We start from the raw sequence: 17,094 nt of genomic DNA on the forward strand, positions 1-17,094 counted from the left end.
CGCGGATGAAGGGTAGAACGAATCTCGCAGGTCTTGGCTTCGGACTTTTCCGGCATCTCGTGCTCGGGGCTGGCGCGATCCTGATGCTCGCACCTTTCATCCTGATGGTGTCGATCAGCCTGAAGACGCAAGGGGAGATCTATGCACCGCATTTCCATCTGCTGCCGGATGGCTGGAACGGGCTGTCGAACTATGCGGCGGCCTTCACCAAGCAGCCGCTCGGGCGCTACCTGCTCAACGGCCTCTTCGTCGGCGCCTGCATCTTTGTAGCTCAGGTTGCCCTTGCGCTGCCTTGCGCCTACGCGCTGGCGAAGCTCCGGTGGCACGGGCGCGAGACGACCTTCGTCCTCGTGCTGGCCGGTCTCCTCGTCCCGCCCCAGGTCACCGCGATCCCGATCTACGTCATGCTGTGGAAGTTCGGCATACTGGACAGCTATCTTGCGCTGATTCTGCCGTCCTCGATCTCGGTCTTCGGCATCTTCCTGATGCGGCAGTTCTTCCGCACCGTGCCTGACGATCTCCTCGACGCGGCGCGGCTCGACGGTCTCTCCGAGTTCGCCATCGTTTGGCGCATCATGCTGCCGACCGCGATCCCCGCGCTGGTGTCGTTCGGAATCCTCTCGCTGGTATGGCATTGGAACGACTTCTTCTGGCCATTGATCGTCATCCAGTCCGAGCAGCTGGCGCCGCCGCCGCTCGGCATTCTCTTCTTCGCCAATGCCGAGGCCGGCACCAACTACGGCTACCTCATGGCCGCGGCGGTCGTGGTCAACGCTCCGCTCGCAGCCGCCTTCCTGTTCGCCCAGCGATGGTTCATCGACAGCATGACCATGACCGCGGTGAAGTGAAGGCGAAAAGCCGATCAAGCTCCAGAGACAAGGAAACGAACATGAAGCGCTCCCGACGACAGTTTCTCGCCAACGCCGCCGCGGTTGCCGGCACCGTCGCCATGCCGTCCTTTCTCCGCGCTCAATCCGCTGTCACCGAAATAAGCGTCGCCTACTCGATACCGGTGCTGTTCAAGGATTTGATGGAATCCCTGGCGAAGGAGTTCCAGGCCAAGAATCCATCGGTCAAGGTGACGCTGCGCGCGCCGGAGAACGGCTATGAGGAGATCATGCAGCGCAACCTGCGTGATGCCGTGACCAACTCGCTGCCCGATGTCGCTTTCCACGGCCTCAACCGTCAGCGCACGCTCGACGAGCGCGGCATTCCGGTCGACCTCGCGCCGTTGCTGGCGGCCGATCCCGAGACCAAGGATCTCGGGTTCTCGCCGACGCTGCTATCGCTCGGCCAGGTCGGCGGCAAGCAGACCGGCATCGGCTTTGCCCTGTCGACGCCGATCCTCTACTACAATGCCGATCTGGTGAAGGCAGCCGGCGGCGATCCCGACAAGCTGCCGACGAGCTGGGACGAGGTCATCAAGCTCGCCGCGGCGATGCATGACCCCGCCAAGAATATCACGGGCATCTTCTACGACTGGACGATTACCGGCAATTGGGGCTGGCAGGCGCTGGTGCGGTCGCATGGCGGCGCCTTCCTTGACGACAGCGAGGCCAAGGTGCGCTTCACCGAGGCTGCGGGGCGCGAAGGCGTCCGCGTGCTGCGCAGCCTGGTCGACGTCGGCAAGATGCCCGACATCAAGCCCGAGGTCATGTTTCAGGATATGTTCGCCGGCCGCATGGGCATCTCCATGCAATCGACGGCGCAACTCGGGCGCTACAATCGCGAGATTGGCGGGCGCTTTCGCCTGGCCTGCGGCCGTTATCCCCTATCTGCTCCGAATGCCCGGCTGCCGGCCGGTGGTAACGTCGCAATGATGTTCACCAAGGATTCCGCCAAGCAGAAGGCGGCATGGGAATTCATCAAGTTTGCGACCGGCCCGGTCGGCGCGACCATGATGGTGAACGCGACCGGTTACATGCCGGCGACCTCGATTCCTGCACAGCGGGAGGATCTGCTCGCGAAATTCTACCGCGACAATCCGAACCACATGATCTCGATCCGCCAGCAGGACGCGATCACCGGATGGTATGCGTTCCCGGGCCAGAACGCGCTGAGGATCACCGATACGATCAATGATCATCTGCAGACCGTCGTGGCGAAGAGAGGCGACGCTGACCCAACGCTCGACGAGATGGGAAAAGCTGTACAGGCCTTGCTGCCTCGGAAGCAGGGCTGACGGTCGCCAGCGAGAATTTGATCATGACCCGCACACGCCTTGCGATCGTTTCCGATATTCACCACGGCCGAGACGCTCTCACCAAGAAGGGCTCGGCCGCGCTCCCGTTGCTCGAGCGCTTCATCAGCGATGTCGACAAGGGTGATTTCACCGCCGTGATCGACCTTGGCGATCGCATTTCCGATGAAAGTTCAGCACGCGACCGCGAGCTTCAGGCCGATGTAGCCCGGTTGTTCGGGGCTGTGCGCATCCCGCGTCACCACGTCAGCGGCAATCACGATCACGCGATGCTCAGTGCGGCTGAGAACGAGGCGATCCTGGGAGCCTCGACGTCATCTCGCTCTGCGCTTGTCGGCGACGTGCGGATCGTCTTCTGGCAGCCCGATGTGAGCCTGACGCTTGAACGCGGCTTTCATCTTGCTGCAGGCGATCTGCGCGAGCTTTCGGATCTTCTCGAAGCCGACGACCGGCCGACATTGCTCGTGAGCCACGTGCCGCTCTCCGGGCATGCCCAGATCGGCAACTACTATTTTGAAAACAATCCGGGGCATTCCACCTACGCCGAGATCGCTGACATCCGGCGGGTCATTGCCGCTGCTCCGTGCCCGATCGTCGCGCTCGCAGGTCATGTCCACTGGAATACGGTGAGCACCGTGGACGGCACGCCGCACATCACGCTGCAATCGTTGACCGAGAGCTTTACGACCGCGGGCGAGCCGGCCGGGACGACCGCCGTCCTGGAGATCGAGGGCGACGTTCTAACGTGGAGCGTGGGTGGTCGCGATCCCTTCGCGGTGACGCTGCCGTGGCGCCATGCCAAATCGAAATGGACGGCGCCGCTTCCCGATTTTGCAACGATAGTGGATCAAGTCCGTCGATAACCTCGTTGACACAAACGCCGGTGGAACCGTTTTATTCCGATCAGCGAACACGCGCGTCGTCACTTCACATTTGCTCGCTGCGCCATTGATCCCGCTTGACAGTTCTATGTCGCGGGAGGAGCATGCCGTTGGTCGCCCAGCGCGACACGCAAAGTCCATGTCATGAGCAAGGGGAGGTCTATGACACCACCTCCGCAGATCCAGCCGCGTTAAGTGCGATGGAGCTCGTTCGGACTATCGCATAGCGGTAACATCCGCGAACGGCACGCCGGGTCAAGGTGAAGTGGGCCGCATCAGTGAGGCATGGCCCCTTACCGGCCCGGCGCTGTAATTTTGAGCATTCCGGTTTCTGTCGGCGACGATGGCGCAGCCATTGCCCGGCGAAGCGTTAGATGTTCTCCTGCGTTCTGGGCAAATCACCAAGTCATCGATCGTAGTCCGGCTCTCCGTCGCGGAGCCTGGGCACGATTGTGTGGTGAGCGCTCGACATTGCCTCGAAGACGGCGGCCCGGTCGCATACGCGTTGACGTTGTGTGTCATGCGTCGCAGCAAATGCCAAGAGAAAGTCGCCGCAACGGCAAACTTCCGACACAGCACCGGGGCGAATAGCGGTGATCCGACATGAACGTACACAAGGCGGTGCCGGTTCTGACACCGCCTTAGCCATTTCTGGGAACTCATCGTGTCGCAACGGCTGTCTTCGGCGCTTCTCGCTGCCTGCGTCTTCCTCGCGATCTCAACTCTTTCCGGTGCTCGCGCCGAACCGGCGCCGCCGCCTGCGACCGGCAATGCTGCAACGCTCTCCCCGGAGCAGGCCCGGCGCGCACTGGACACGCTGCAGGACGATCAGAAACGTGCCCGGATGATCGATACGCTGCGCGCAATCGCCAGTGTGTCGGATCAGCCGCAGGGTGCAACACCCGCGCCCGAGCAGAAGTCGCCCGCTTCGCTGTCAGCCGACGGGCTCGGCGCACAGCTTCTGCTGACGGTCTCGGAGGAGATCGGCGAGATCTCGCGTCAGGTCGCCGACATGGCGCGGACACTCACGCATTTTCCGGCGTTCTACTACTGGATCGTGCGGACGGCGAATGACCCTGCCGCCTACAATCTGCTGATCGAGATCGCGTGGAAGCTGGCGCTGGTGTTCGGCTGCGCCTTCTGCGCCGAGTGGCTGATTTTCCGCCTGATCAGGCGTCCGGTCGCATTCCTGGAGGCGCGCGTGCCGCAGGCTCCGCACGTGCCCACGCAGGCGCTCCCCATCATCGAGCCGCCGTTGTCCGTGGCTGCCGAGCCTGAGCTGCATCGCCGCCGCGCCAGTCTGGCCCGCGCCTGGCAACTCCTGCTCCGTCTGCCTTTCGTGCTCGGCCGCCTCGTGATCGAATTGCTCCCGGTGTTCGTCTTTGTCGGCATTGCCACGACGTTGCTGGGAACCGAGATCGGCGAGCCGGCAACCGTCCGCCTCGTCATCCTCGCCGTCGTCAATGCCTATGCGTTCTCGCGAGGACTGATCTGTCTGGTCCGGGCACTGGCGGGGCCCTTCGGCCTCTTTCCGGTTCGCGCCGAGACCGCCGCCTATATCGAGATCTGGGCGCGGCGCATCGTCGGCGTCGGTGTTTCCGGCATCGCCTTTGCCAATGTGGCGCTGCTGCTCGGCCTGCATCGGGCCGGCTATGCCGCCTTGCTGCGCATGGTCATGCTGATCATGCATCTCTTCATCGTGGTCATCATCCTGCAATGCCGCCGCCAGGTCGCCGAGGCCATTCGCGCGCCGGCCGGCCGGCAGGGCCTTGCGGCAAGGGTGCGTAATCGCGTTGCCAGCATCTGGCACTATCCTGCGATTGCACTCGATCTGGCGCTGTGGGCGGTCTGGGCGCTCAACATCCAAAACGGCTATTCGCTGCTGCTCCAGTATTTCGTCGGCACCATCGCGGTTGCGCTGATCACGCGCGTCGCCATCATGGTGACGCTGAGCCTGATCGACCGCGGCTTCCGCATCAATCCGGAGATCCTCCAGCGCTTTCCCGGCCTCGAGATCCGCGCCAACCGCTATCTGCCTCTGCTGCGCAAGATCGTCTCGGGTATCATCGCCTTTATCGGCTTTGTGGCCGTGCTGGAGGTCTGGGGCGTTGATGCCATCGTCTGGTTCTATGGTGGCCAGATCGGCAGCAGGCTCGTGTCCGCCGTCGCGACCATCGGCATTGCCGCCGCAATCGCGGCTGCGATATGGGAGGCCAGCAATGCGCTGATGGATCGACAGATCAATGCCCTGTCGCGCGAGGGCCACTACGCCCGCGCGGCGCGTCTGCGCACGTTTCAACCGATGCTGCGGACGGTGTTGCTCTGCCTGATTGCGACCGTCGTCGGTCTCACCGCGCTGAGCGAGATCGGCGTCAATGTCGCGCCGCTTCTGGCGGGGGCCGGCATCGTCGGTATCGCAATCGGCTTCGGCTCGCAAAAGCTGGTGCAGGATCTCATCACCGGCCTGTTTCTCCTCCTCGAGAATACGGTGCAGGTCGGCGACACCGTCAGCGTATCCGGGCTGACGGGGGTGGTCGAAAATGTCTCGATCCGCACCATTCGCCTCCGCGCCGGCGACGGCTCGGTGCACATCGTGCCGTTCAGCGCGGTGACCACCATTACCAATTCAAGCCGTGGCGCGGGCAATGCATCGGTCAGTGTCAATGTCGCCTACAAGGCGGATACCGATCGCGCCGGGCAAATCCTCAAGGACATCGTCGATGAAATGCGTCGGGAGCCGGAATTCCGCGCCGCGATCCGCGGCGATCTGGAGCTCTGGGGCATCGACAAGGTGGACGGCTCCATGGTGTCGATCGTCGGCCAGATCCGTTGCACCGACAGCGGCCGCTGGCCGGTTCAACGCGAGTTCAACCGCCGCATGAAGCTGCGCTTCCAGGAAAACGGAATCGAGATTGCTTCCTCCGCGCAGACCATTCTGATGCAGATCGCCGCGCCGGCCGACGCGGCCTCGAACCTGACCTTGCGGCGGGCGACCGGCTGATCTTCTTCCTTGCCTCCTGAACGGCGACGTCGTTCACTTCTCGCCACAAACAAGCCCGCCGGTCAACTGCGGGCGCAAGCGGGAGGCTGGGAAATGATGGGTGGATTGTCGGCCCGATTGCGCGGCTTTGTCACTGTGATTTGCGCACTGATCGGACTCGTTGCGTTCGCCGCACCGGGGACGAGCCAGTCATTCCCGTCGCGGCCGATCACGCTGGTGGTGCCGTTTGCGGCGGGCGGACCGACCGACACGCTGGCGCGGATTCTTGCCGAGCGGATGGCGGCCGATCTTCGCGCAACGATCGTGGTGGAGAATGTGGTCGGCGCGTCCGGCAGCATCGCAGGCGCGCGCGTCGCGCGGGCAACCCCCGACGGTACCACGATCACCATCGGTCATTGGGGCACGCACGTGCTGAACGGCGCGATCTACAAGCTCAGTTACGACGTGCTTGCCGATTTCGAACCGATCGCGCTGGTTGCCAGCGGGCCTCAGCTCATCGTCGGCAGGAAGACCCTGGAGGCCGGTAATCTCAAGGAGCTGATCGCCTGGCTGAAGGACAATCCGAACAAGGCGTCAGCCGGGACGGCCGGCGCTGGCTCCGGCGCGCACGTCGCCGGCGTGTTCTTCAAGACGAGGACCGGTACGGAATTCCAGTTCGTGCCCTATCGGGGCGCGGGTCCGGCCATGATCGACCTCGTAGCCGGGCAAATCGACCTGATGTTCGATCAGGCGTCGAATTCGTTGCCGCAGATCAAGAACGGAACGATCAAGGCGTTTGCAGTGACCTCGCCGACGCGACTTGCCGCCGCGCCTGATATTCCGACGGTCGACGAAGCGGGCCTCCCTGGCCTCTACATTTCCTACTGGCACGGGATTATGGGCGCCGAAGAACACGCCCAGGGACGTCCTCGAGCGGCTCAACGCGGCAATCGTGGCCGCGCTCGCCGATCCAAAGGTCCGTCAGCGCTTTGCGGAGCTCGGTCAGGAAATCCCGCCACGCGAGCAGCAGGCTCCGGCCGCACTCGCAGCGTTCCAGAGCGCCGAGATCGACAAGTGGTGGCGTATCGTGAAGATCGCCGACATAAAGGCGGAATAGGGCGCGGCATTAACTTTTTGGCTGGCCTGATGCAGCCTGCGTCATTCTTCATCACACGTGCATCGCTGCGGTGCGAGATCACAATCGGGTCTTGACCTGCAATGTCCTTGATCTCAATCAAGGGGTGGCGGACAATGTTTGTTCTGACAAAAGAAACTCTCGGGGGAATTCGTGAATAGACCTGACCGGGTCACCGCCCACTCAACGCCTTCCAGTTCGACGCCTTCCAGCTCGACGCGTGGCATGACGCTGCTCCGCGATCCCTTGCTCAACAAGGGCACCGCTTTCACCGAACAGGAACGTGCCGCACTCGGCCTGCGTGGCCTTTTGCCGCCTTGCGTGCTGACGATGCAGGACCAGGCGGAGCGCGTGCTGATCAACTTGCGCAATCTGCCGAGTGACCTTGAGAAGTATGTTGCGTTGAACGCGTTGCATGATCGCAACGAGGCGCTGTTCTTTCGCGTCGTCTGCGACAATATCGACGAGATCCAGCCGCTGATCTACACGCCGACGGTCGGGCTCGCCTGCCAGAAATACGGCCTGATCTTCCAGCGTCCGCGCGGCATGTTCATCTCTTCGCGCGATCGCGGCCAGATCGCCGAGATTTTGAAGAACTGGCCTTATCCCGCCAAGTTGATCGTGGTGACCGATGGCGAACGGATTCTCGGCCTCGGCGATCTCGGTGCCAACGGCATGGGCATCCCGGTCGGCAAGCTCTCGCTCTATTCGGCCTGTGCCGGCGTGCATCCGGAGCAGTGCCTGCCGATCGTGCTCGACGTCGGCACCAACAATGAGGAGCTGCTGCGCGATCCCTATTATCTCGGTTTGCGCGAACGGCGCCTGACGGGCGAAGCCTATGACAGTTTCGTCGACGAGTTCATGCAGGCTGCGCGCAAGACGTTTCCGGGCGTGCTGATCCAGTTCGAGGATTTTGCCAACCACGCCGCGTTCAAGCTGTTGCACAAATACCGGGATGAGGCCTGCGTCTTCAACGACGACATCCAGGGCACGGCGGCGGTGGCGCTTGCCGGCCTGTTCTCGGCGCTGCGCGTCGGCGGCGGCAAGCTCAGGGACCAGCGCATCCTGTTCCTCGGCGCGGGCGAGGCCGCGACCGGCATCGCCGATCTCGTGGTCTCGGCGATGATGGCGGAGGGCGCCTCCGAAGCCGAAGCGCTGATGCGCAACTGGCTGGTGGATTCCCGCGGCCTTGTCGTCAAGGGGCGGGCCGGCCTGTCCGGTCACAAGCTGCGCTACGCCCACGACCATGGGCAGATCGCCGACTTCCTCGCCGCGATCGAAACGCTGAAGCCGACCGCGATCATCGGCGTCGCGGCGGTCGGGGGCGCGTTCACGCCGGACGTGCTCAAGGCGATCGCGAAGCTCAACGCGCATCCGATCGTGTTCGCGCTCTCCAATCCCACCTCGAAGGCGGAGTGCTCGGCCGAGGACGCCTATCGCTACACCGAGGGCCGCGCGCTGTTCGCCTGCGGCAGTCCCTATGACCCGGTGACGCTCAACGGCAGAACGTTCGTCCCGCGCCAGGGCAACAACTCCTACATCTTCCCGGGCGTCGGCCTCGGCGTGATCGCCAGCCGGTCGCGCCTCGTGACCGACGAGATGTTCATGGCCGCCGCGCATTCGCTCGCTGATTGCGTCGGCAAGGACGATCTCGATCAGGGCAGCCTCTACCCGGCGCTGCCACGCATCCGCGAGGTCTCCGCCAAGATCGCCGCGGCGGTTGCGCAGGTCGCCTATCAACGCGGCCTTGCGGACGGGCCCGCGCCCAATGACGTGATGGGCCTCGTCCGGTCGCAGATGTACGAGCCGCATTACTGACGGCTTCGCCCGCCCGCGCGGGCGGATCGGTCAGCACCCCGGCACTATCTGAGGTGGAAACGCCGTTGCGCGGCGCGGCCGTATATGCGACGATCCGTAGCGTTACAAGAAACTTCCAGCCGCAAGGTCAGATACCATGGACGATCGTTTGCCCGAACTGGGCGACCTCGAGCGCGAGGTCATGCAATTGGTTTGGGCTCATGGGCCGGTGACGGCCGAGGTCGTGCGTGAACGGTTGCCGCGCCGTCTCAAGGAGTCGACCGTCCGCACTGTCCTGCGCCGGCTGGAAGAAAAGGGCTACGCGCGGCACACTGTGGACGGACGCACCTATGTCTACCAGGCGGTCGAGCCCCGCGCACGCGTCGCCGCCAAGGCGGTCCAGCGCATCGTCGACTGGTTCTGCAACGGTTCGATCGAGGAGGTGCTGGTCGGCATGGTCGATAATGCGATGCTCGATCAGCAGCAGTTGCGCACGCTGGCTGACCAGGTGGCCAAAGCGAAAAAGGTGAGGGGAGTGAAGAAAGAATGATCGCAACTCTGGCAGAGGCGGCGCTGCGCTCCTTTGTACTGGGAGGCGTCGTCTGGTTTGGTCTTTATCTCTTTCGCGTGCGCAATCCGCACGTGCGCATGACTGCGTGGGTCGTCGTGCTGCTTGCCTCGCTCGCGATGCCGTTCGTGATGCATTGGCCGACGCTCACCATCACGCGCCTGCCGTTGCCGGTGGCAGCGCCGGACGATGTCTGGCCGGCTGAGGTACTGATCGGGGAGTCCTTGTCGCCCGTGCTGCCCGCCGACCACGGCGCAGCCCTGGCTTCGCCAGTGAAAATCCCCGCGCCGATCAACTGGTGGGGCATCGCCACGATCGTCTATGCCGGCATCGCTGGCGTCCTGCTGCTGCGGCTCCTCGTCGGCCTCTGGCTGACCTTTCGTCTGGCGCGGGCTGCGAAGCCGATGGGCGGCCCCCGGGTTGTCAATGCCGAGGTGCGCGTCAGCCGCGACGTCGGCGGTCCCGTCACTTTCGGATCGATCATTCTCGTGCCGCCGCAGTTTCTTGAATGGGATGCGCAAAAGCGGCTCGCCGTGCTCGCCCATGAGGGCGCGCATGTCGCCAATCGCGACTTCTACGTCCTGCTGCTCGCCTCACTTAACCGCGCCGTGTTCTGGTTCAGCCCATTCTCGTGGTGGCAGCTCGCGCATCTGGCGGAGCTTGCCGAGATCATCAGCGACGTTCAGGCGATCGAGGCGATCGACGACAGGCTGTCCTACGCGGAGATCCTGCTCGACGTCGCAACTTCCGTGAAGCCGCGTCCGATGGAGCTGGCGATGGCCCGGGCATCGACGGTGCGCGCCCGCGTCGAGCGCATCATTGCAGCGGCGGCGATGCCCGCTGCGGTCGGCTGGCGCAAGCGCGTCTGGATCGCGGCCATGATCGTGCCGGCCGTGATCGTCTCGACCGGCATGATCGCCTATCGCACGCCGGAGGCGAGCCCGGCCGTGGAGGAGGCCGGCGAGACGGGCAGCGGGCAGCACTATCGCGCGTTCGTCAATTTCTACGCGCTTGGCCCGACGTCGGTGTTAGCCATCTTCCGCGACGGCGATGAATTGTTCGGGCAGTGGGCCGGGCAGCGCAAGCTGCGACTGACGGTGCAGGATGGCATGGCGTCCTATGTCGCCTCGTTCGGCAACATCGCGTTTCCGGTCGATGCGGAGCGCCGGTCCTCGGAGCTGATGATGCGGGTGAACGGTCGCGACGTCCGAGCCACCCGCCTCGCCGAGATGCCGGCTCCGGCCGTCGATCCTGCCTCGCTCGACCAGTATGTCGGCTGGTACAAGGTCGCCTTCAACCGCGTGCTGACCGTCAAGCGCGATGGCAATCGGCTGCTGGCGCACGAAACCGGCCGGCCCGCCTTTGCCCTGATGGCCGAAGGCGCCGACGCGTTCTCGATCAGGGGCGACGATCTCGTGGTCTTCCTGCGCGACGATCAGGCCCAGGTGGCGCGGGTCCTCCTGCACAGCGCGGCGTCGGGCCCGCGCCTGGCGGGACGCATCGATGCGGCCGTCGCAGGCAGCATCGAGGCCGACTTCCTGCGGCGGATCGCGGAAGTTCCGGAGCGGTTCAGGGACCAGGTCCCGGCGCCGGGCAGCAAGGAGATGATCCTCCGCGGCATCGAAGATTTGCGTCGCGGTACGCCCAACTACGACGCCATGAGCGCGCCGCTGGCCGCCAAGATCCATCGGCAGGCCGGTGAATTACACGCGACGTTCCTGGCGCTGGGCGCGGTGGAATCGATCTTCTTCCGCGGCGTCGGCCCCGGCGGATACGACATCTATGGCGCGAAGTTCGAGAACGGCACGGCTGAGTTTCGCCTGCTGATCGACCCGGACGGCAAGACTGGCGACGTGACCTTCCGTCCCGACGGCAACGACGAACTCGGCGGCATCGTCGCCTGTTCGGAACAAGCCGCCGTTCGCGGCCAGGCCAGCAGCTCGCCGATCAGGATCATGTTCTACAACGACACCGGCGACGACATTCAGGTCTTCAACCTGGATACGGACGGCAATCGGCGAATGCAGACAACCATCGGCAGCAGCATGACGTCGTCCTTCCTCACCACAGTCAAAAGTCCCTGGGTGATTGCCGACCGGTCGGGACAATGTCGCGAGGTCCTGCTGCCGGGACGGCAGACGCGCTTCTACAACGTCGACGCGCCGCATCCCGGTGCGCGGCTGGGGCGCGCGACCCGGCGGAGCATGCCGATCGCCAACGGCGAGGAGATGCTGCGGCAGTACATCGAGGGAGTCGGCAAGGGCCGTCCGGACTATGACCACATGACCACGGAGGTTGCCGAGCTGACGCGTCAGCAGCTTCCGTTCGACCAGGCGATCCTGACGCGGCTCGGTGCGCTGCGCGCGATGTCGTTCCGCGGCGTCACCGCGCTCGACAGCGACATCTACATCGCCCAGTTCGCCAACGGCTCGGCGGAATGGCGGATCGGGGTCAAGAACGGCACCATCACGAAAATCGCGCTGGGGCCAAATTTCTAGGAACGCACGCAAGCGAGCTGCGCGGCTGCAAAAGGCGCAACGAGAACATCAAATGAGACGGCGCCAATTTGTTTCACTTCTCGGTGGAGCTGCGCTGGTGCCGATCACCACGTTGCCGGTGTATCCGGACCCGCCCGACGACTCCGGTATTCCGGCCGCGCGAGACGACGGCTGGCCCGTCGCGGCCGTCAATGAGGACAAGCTTGTCGACAGCGCTGCACTGCGCAGGATGGCCGATCGCCTCGCGGCCCCCGGCACGGCCAATGTGCACGGCATTCTGGTCGCACGCAGTGGCCGGCTGGTGTTCGAGCGGTACTTCAAGGGCACCGACGAAATCAACAACCGCCAGGTGGAAAACGTCACCTTCGATGCCGATACACTGCACAACGTGAAATCGGTTTCAAAGAGTGTCGCGTCACTCGCCGTCGGGATCGCAATCGATCGCGGGATCATCGGCGGCGTCAATGAACCCATCTTCAGTTTCTTTCCCGAGTTGGCCGATTTGCGTTCCCCCGAGAAGGAAGGCATCCGGCTGTCGCACCTGCTCACCATGTCTTTGGGTCTGAAGTGGGTGGAAGCGATTCCGAGCAACGAGGACGACAACGACGAGGTGCGCATGCATACGGCGCCAGATCCTTGTCGCTACGTCCTCAGTCTTCCGGTGACGGCTCTGCCAGGACGGGAATTCTTCTACAACACCGGCGCGCTTACGCTCCTGTCGGCCATCATGCGCAAGTCCACTGGACGCCCCCTCGACGAGTTTGCGCGTGAGGCTTTGTTCGAGCCGATGGGCATCACCCGCCTCGCGTGGGCCCGGGTCAAGGGGGATAGCGATGCCGGAGGGGGATTGCGCTTGCGGCCACGCGATATGGCAAAAATCGGCCAGCTCGTCCTCGCGGGCGGCCGGTGGAACGGTCGCCAGATAGTGTCGAAGGCATGGATCGACGCCTCGATGACACCGCAGCTGAAAGCCACGGGCCCCTTTTTCTACGGCTATCTCTGGTGGCTGGGTCGCACCCAGATCAATGGGCGCGAGGTCCACTGGGTTGGTGCGCTCGGTCGAGGCGGGCAGTCGATCCGCATCGTCCCGGAGCTCGATCTCGTCGTCGTGGTGACCGCGGGTTACTACCAGGACTACAGCCCGCAAGCGTTTCAATTGCAGTACGGCGTTTTCAGGGATGTCTTGCGGGCGATTTCGCCTACGGGCTGAACGCCTTGATTTGCGGCACGAGGCTGATGAGCACCCGTCGCGGACCGCTCAATCGGAGCTTGCAGCCGACAAGCGCAAGTGCTACGATTTGTAGCATTACAACGTGTCATGGTCGACCGAACCGGCTTGGTGCGATGGTTCGGTTGGCTGACATATCGGGCACCCGCCATGAGCAATTCTACAAAGGCTGAAGCCGTGCTGGCGCTCCATCGCTTCGGCATGGGGCCGCGACCGGGGTCGATTGCCGCGATCGAGGCCGACCCGCGCGCAGCGCTGATCGCCGAGCTCGACCGGCCCCTGCGACTGGCAGACGCAGCGAGCCTTCCCTCCAGCGCCAAGGCCTACCGCACGGTAGCGGACGCCAATGCCAAGCGTGCGGCGCGAGCCAAGCAGGAAGCCAAGAAGCAGCAGATGGCCGCGGCTCCCGTCATGGCCGATGGCCAGGACGCAAGCCAAGGAAACAACCAGACGCGAAAGCCAGGACAGACTCAAGGGCAGGGTCAGGGCGCGGAAACCGCCGAGATGGCGGCCAAGAAGGCCGCCGACGCCGTTCCCGATCCGGGGCGGCCGATCTATCTCGAGGAGGCGAAGGTGCGCACGGAGGCGGCGCTGGCTGCGGAGATCGGCTTTGCCGAGCGGCTGGTGTGGTTCTGGTCGAACCACTTCTGCATCTCCGCAAACAAGATCCAGAGCATGTCGGGTGCCTATGAGCGCGAGGCCATTCGTCCGCACGTGCTCGGCCGTTTCAACGATCTGTTGCAGGCGGCCGAAAGCCACCCCGCGATGCTGTTCTATCTCGACAATCTCGGCTCGATGGGCGCGAACTCGATCGCTGGCATCAACCGCAGCCGCGGCCTGAACGAGAATTTTGCGCGCGAGATCATGGAGCTGCACACGCTCGGTGTGCGCAGCGGCTATACGCAGGATGATGTCATCAGCTTCGCCAACGTGCTGACGGGCTGGACCCTGATTCCGCCCGGCAACGATCCCGAGCGAGGCGGTGAATTCAGCTTCAACCCGCGGCTCCACGAGCCCGGCGGGCAGACCGTGCTCGGCAAGCTCTACGACCAGGAGGGAGTGGAGCAGGGGCGCGCCGTGCTGCGCGACCTCGCGGCTCATCCCGCGACCGCGACACATGTCGCGACCAAGCTCGCGCGCCACTTCATTGCGGAGACGCCGCCGCCGTCACTGGTCGAGCAAATGGCGAAGACGTTTCGTGAGACCGACGGCGACCTCAAGGAGGTTGCGAAAACGATGGTGTCCGCGCCCGAGGCGTGGAGCGAGCCGCCGTCCAAGCTCAAGCGTCCCGGCGAATGGGTCGTCGGCATGGTGCGCGCGACTGGCATCACGCAGGCCGATCCGACGCGCTTCACGGGAGGGCAAGAGCTGCTCGGCGAGGCGCTGTGGCGGCCGCCGGCGCCGAAGGGCTATCCCGATGACGAAGCGAGCTGGATCGACGGCGTGGGCCGGCGGCTCGACATTGCCAACAATTTCGCCGAGCGCGTCGCGGGCCAGGCCGATCCGCAGGACATCATCGAGACCGTTTTCGCATCAACGGTCTCGCCAGAGGTGAAACAGGCGGTCAATCGCGCCGAGAGCCGGCAGCAGGCGCTCGCGCTCCTGTTCATGTCGGCGGACTTCCAGAGGAGGTGAGCATGAGCTTCGCCAACCACCTGCCGACACGGCGTGAGCTGCTGATCGGCTCGGGCGCGCTGTTTGCGTGGAGCCAGATGCCGAAGCTCGCTCGCGCAGAAGGGCGCGATCCGCGGCTGCTCGTCATCATCCTGAGGGGCGCCCTTGACGGTCTCGGCGCGGTCGCGCCCGTGGGCGATCCCGACTGGATCTCCTTGCGTGGCGAGCGCGCACTGGTGCTGGACGGCAAGACGCCGGCGCTGCCGCTCGATTCCTTCTTCGCGCTCAATCCGGCGATGCCCAATCTGCATCGGCTGTACAAGAGCCAGCAGGCGCTGATCGTGCACGCCACGGCGACGCCCTATCGCGAGCGCTCGCATTTCGACGGCCAGGACGTGCTCGAGAGCGGGATTGCAAAGCCCGGCGCGATCGGCTCCGGCTGGCTCAACCGGTCGCTGGCCGCGCTGGAATCGGGCGGTCGCGTCGATCCACGCGGCAGCCGTGCGCTCGGCGTCGGTGCGGTGACGCCGCTGGTGGTGCGCGGCTCGGCACCCGTGATGTCATGGGTGCCGCAAAAGCTTCTGTCGGCGAGCGAGGACACGCAGAACCGCCTGCTCGATCTCTATCAGCACACCGATCCGAAGCTCGCCGCCGTGCTCCAGGCGCGCATGAAGCTTGCCTCGCTCGGAGGCCCTGCGGGCATGGGCGATCCGATGTCGGAGGATCCTACGCTGATGCCGCCGGGCATTGCGCGCGTGCGCGCCTACTTCGCCGAGGCCGCCGGTACCGCCGCGCGCTATCTTGCCAGGCCGGACGGCCCGCGCGTTGGCGCCATGGGCTTCGTCGGTTGGGATACGCACATCGCCGAAGGCGCGGCTTCGGGGCAGCTGTTCAACCTGCTTGGCGCGCTCGACGGTGCGCTCGCCTCGATCGAGACCAACATGGGCGAGGCCTGGCACGACACCGTCGTTGCCGTCGTCACCGAGTTCGGTCGCACCGCGCGGATCAACGGCACGGAGGGAACGGACCATGGCACCGGCACGGTCGCATTCCTCACCGGCGGTGCATTGAAGGGCGGCCGCGTGATCGCGGACTGGCCGGGATTGAAGCCGGCACAGCTGTTCGAGGATCGCGACCTGAAGCCGACGACGGATCTGCGCGCCGTGCTGAAGGGGCTGCTGCGCGATCATCTGCGTGTCGAGGACACCGTGCTTGCCAGCACCGTGTTCCCCGACAGCGCCGATGTCGCGCCGATGAGTGGACTTGTCGGTAGCGGATGAAGCGAGACGCGCGAGATGCGCGGAATCACGATTGGGATCGTCATGTGCTTTCTGACCCAACGGGAGATCGAGTTTCGACCGGCCTGCAACGGCGATGGCGGAAGCTTTATTGGCGTGAGCTCGCGCGGCTTCTCACGGAGAGCGCGGCGCGCGAGGCGCACGCCGTTTTGTGGCGAGAGTCCCACGGCTGACGCGCCCTGACCGGACGCGCTGTGTCTCGCTTCGAGACGCATGAGGAACTGTGGTGGAATCGCAACAGCTTGCGCGAAACCGCAGCGGCCGCAGGGCGGCTCCTTTTCCGACAAGGTTCTGCCTCCATTGAGCGCCGGACTAGGGGCAGGTCGGAGGCGCGCAATCATGTCTCGATTCGAATGTGCCGAAACGGTTGATCCGCAGACCCACGCAAGCCGCGGTTCCCTGTGCGGAGCGGTTACTCGACTTGTCCTTAGCCTGATTGCTGCCGTATCGCTCGCGGCCTGCGCGCAGTCGCCGGTCGCGCGGCAGAAAGCGGAATTCGCAACTGCAAGCCGGCAGGCCATGACCGAGCATCGTCACGAGGCCCGCAGGCTCGCGGGCGTCTACGCCCGGCCGCGCCATCATGCGCCGACCCACGCGGCTGAGAAGCCAACGGCCGCGCATGGCGTTGCGAGCTTCTACTCGGAGGACCAGGAGACCGCGAGCGGGGAAAAGTTCGACAAGCACGAACTCACCGCCGCTCATCCTACGCTGCCGTTCGGCACGCGCCTGCGCGTGACCAACGTCTCCACCGGCCGCTCGGTGACGGTCCGCGTCAACGACCGCGGACCTTATGTCCGCGGGCGCGTCGTCGACGTCTCCTATTCGGCCGCCGAGGCGCTCGGCATGGTCAACAAGGGCGTCGCCAACGTGAAGCTTGACGTCGTGCAGTAACCGC

11 protein-coding genes and 1 pseudogene are annotated in these 17,094 nt (G+C 64.6%); all 12 read left to right on the forward strand.

The window, feature by feature from the left end; translation table 11 throughout:
- The first annotated feature begins 5 nt into the window (after nucleotides 1–5).
- The 12 genes and pseudogenes from YUU_RS0122610 (at nucleotide 6) to YUU_RS0122665 (ending at nucleotide 17,090) form a co-directional block, all read left to right on the forward strand.
- Complete coding sequence (locus YUU_RS0122610; RefSeq protein ID WP_027524461.1) at nucleotides 6–848, forward strand: carbohydrate ABC transporter permease; 843 nt, start codon at nucleotides 6–8, stop codon at nucleotides 846–848.
- Nucleotides 849–889: 41 nt separating this feature from the next.
- A complete protein-coding gene (locus YUU_RS0122615; protein ID WP_027524462.1) occupies nucleotides 890–2,182 on the forward strand; it encodes an extracellular solute-binding protein in 1,293 nt (430 codons plus the stop codon).
- A 23-nt stretch (nucleotides 2,183–2,205) separates the two neighbouring features.
- Nucleotides 2,206–3,063, forward strand: a complete 858-nt coding sequence (locus YUU_RS0122620; protein WP_027524463.1) for a metallophosphoesterase — start codon at nucleotides 2,206–2,208, stop codon at nucleotides 3,061–3,063.
- Between the two features lie 682 nt (nucleotides 3,064–3,745).
- Nucleotides 3,746–6,082 (forward strand): mechanosensitive ion channel domain-containing protein, encoded by a 2,337-nt coding sequence (locus YUU_RS0122625; protein ID WP_027524464.1) that lies wholly within the window; start codon nucleotides 3,746–3,748, stop codon nucleotides 6,080–6,082.
- Nucleotides 6,083–6,178: 96 nt separating this feature from the next.
- Nucleotides 6,179–7,178, forward strand: a pseudogene (locus YUU_RS51400) (tripartite tricarboxylate transporter substrate-binding protein).
- Nucleotides 7,179–7,349: 171 nt separating this feature from the next.
- A complete protein-coding gene (locus tag YUU_RS0122635; protein WP_084801507.1) occupies nucleotides 7,350–9,014 on the forward strand; it encodes an NAD-dependent malic enzyme in 1,665 nt (554 codons plus the stop codon).
- A gap of 136 nt (nucleotides 9,015–9,150) precedes the next feature.
- A complete protein-coding gene (locus tag YUU_RS0122640) occupies nucleotides 9,151–9,543 on the forward strand; it encodes a BlaI/MecI/CopY family transcriptional regulator (RefSeq protein WP_027524466.1) in 393 nt (130 codons plus the stop codon).
- Entirely contained in the window at nucleotides 9,540–12,059 is a 2,520-nt protein-coding gene (locus YUU_RS0122645; protein ID WP_027524467.1) for a M56 family metallopeptidase, read from the forward strand. Before YUU_RS0122640 ends, YUU_RS0122645 begins: the two co-directional genes overlap by 4 nt.
- A 52-nt stretch (nucleotides 12,060–12,111) precedes the next feature.
- Nucleotides 12,112–13,269: a serine hydrolase gene (locus YUU_RS0122650; RefSeq protein ID WP_027524468.1), complete on the forward strand. Its 1,158-nt coding sequence runs from the start codon at nucleotides 12,112–12,114 to the stop codon at nucleotides 13,267–13,269.
- 168 nt (nucleotides 13,270–13,437) lie between these two features.
- On the forward strand, nucleotides 13,438–14,922 hold the full coding sequence (locus YUU_RS0122655) for a DUF1800 family protein (protein ID WP_027524469.1): 1,485 nt from the start codon (nucleotides 13,438–13,440) through the stop codon (nucleotides 14,920–14,922).
- Nucleotides 14,923–14,924: 2 nt separating this feature from the next.
- A complete protein-coding gene (locus YUU_RS0122660; protein WP_027524470.1) occupies nucleotides 14,925–16,181 on the forward strand; it encodes a DUF1501 domain-containing protein in 1,257 nt (418 codons plus the stop codon).
- A 357-nt stretch (nucleotides 16,182–16,538) separates the two neighbouring features.
- Nucleotides 16,539–17,090: a septal ring lytic transglycosylase RlpA family protein gene (locus YUU_RS0122665; RefSeq protein ID WP_027524471.1), complete on the forward strand. Its 552-nt coding sequence runs from the start codon at nucleotides 16,539–16,541 to the stop codon at nucleotides 17,088–17,090.
- Nucleotides 17,091–17,094: the final 4 nt, after the last annotated feature.

This window comes from Bradyrhizobium sp. Ec3.3, from assembly GCF_000472925.1.
Classification (GTDB): Bacteria; Pseudomonadota; Alphaproteobacteria; order Rhizobiales; family Xanthobacteraceae; genus Bradyrhizobium.

Coding starts and splice junctions, on each gene's coding strand:
- YUU_RS0122610 (WP_027524461.1), top strand. CDS start 6: ATGAAGGGTAGAACGAATCTCGCAGGTCTTGGCTTCGGACTTTTCCGG.
- YUU_RS0122615 (WP_027524462.1), top strand. CDS start 890: ATGAAGCGCTCCCGACGACAGTTTCTCGCCAACGCCGCCGCGGTTGCC.
- YUU_RS0122620 (WP_027524463.1), top strand. CDS start 2,206: ATGACCCGCACACGCCTTGCGATCGTTTCCGATATTCACCACGGCCGA.
- YUU_RS0122640 (WP_027524466.1), top strand. CDS start 9,151: ATGGACGATCGTTTGCCCGAACTGGGCGACCTCGAGCGCGAGGTCATG.
- YUU_RS0122645 (WP_027524467.1), top strand. CDS start 9,540: ATGATCGCAACTCTGGCAGAGGCGGCGCTGCGCTCCTTTGTACTGGGA.
- YUU_RS0122650 (WP_027524468.1), top strand. CDS start 12,112: ATGAGACGGCGCCAATTTGTTTCACTTCTCGGTGGAGCTGCGCTGGTG.
- YUU_RS0122655 (WP_027524469.1), top strand. CDS start 13,438: ATGAGCAATTCTACAAAGGCTGAAGCCGTGCTGGCGCTCCATCGCTTC.
- YUU_RS0122660 (WP_027524470.1), top strand. CDS start 14,925: ATGAGCTTCGCCAACCACCTGCCGACACGGCGTGAGCTGCTGATCGGC.
- YUU_RS0122665 (WP_027524471.1), top strand. CDS start 16,539: ATGTCTCGATTCGAATGTGCCGAAACGGTTGATCCGCAGACCCACGCA.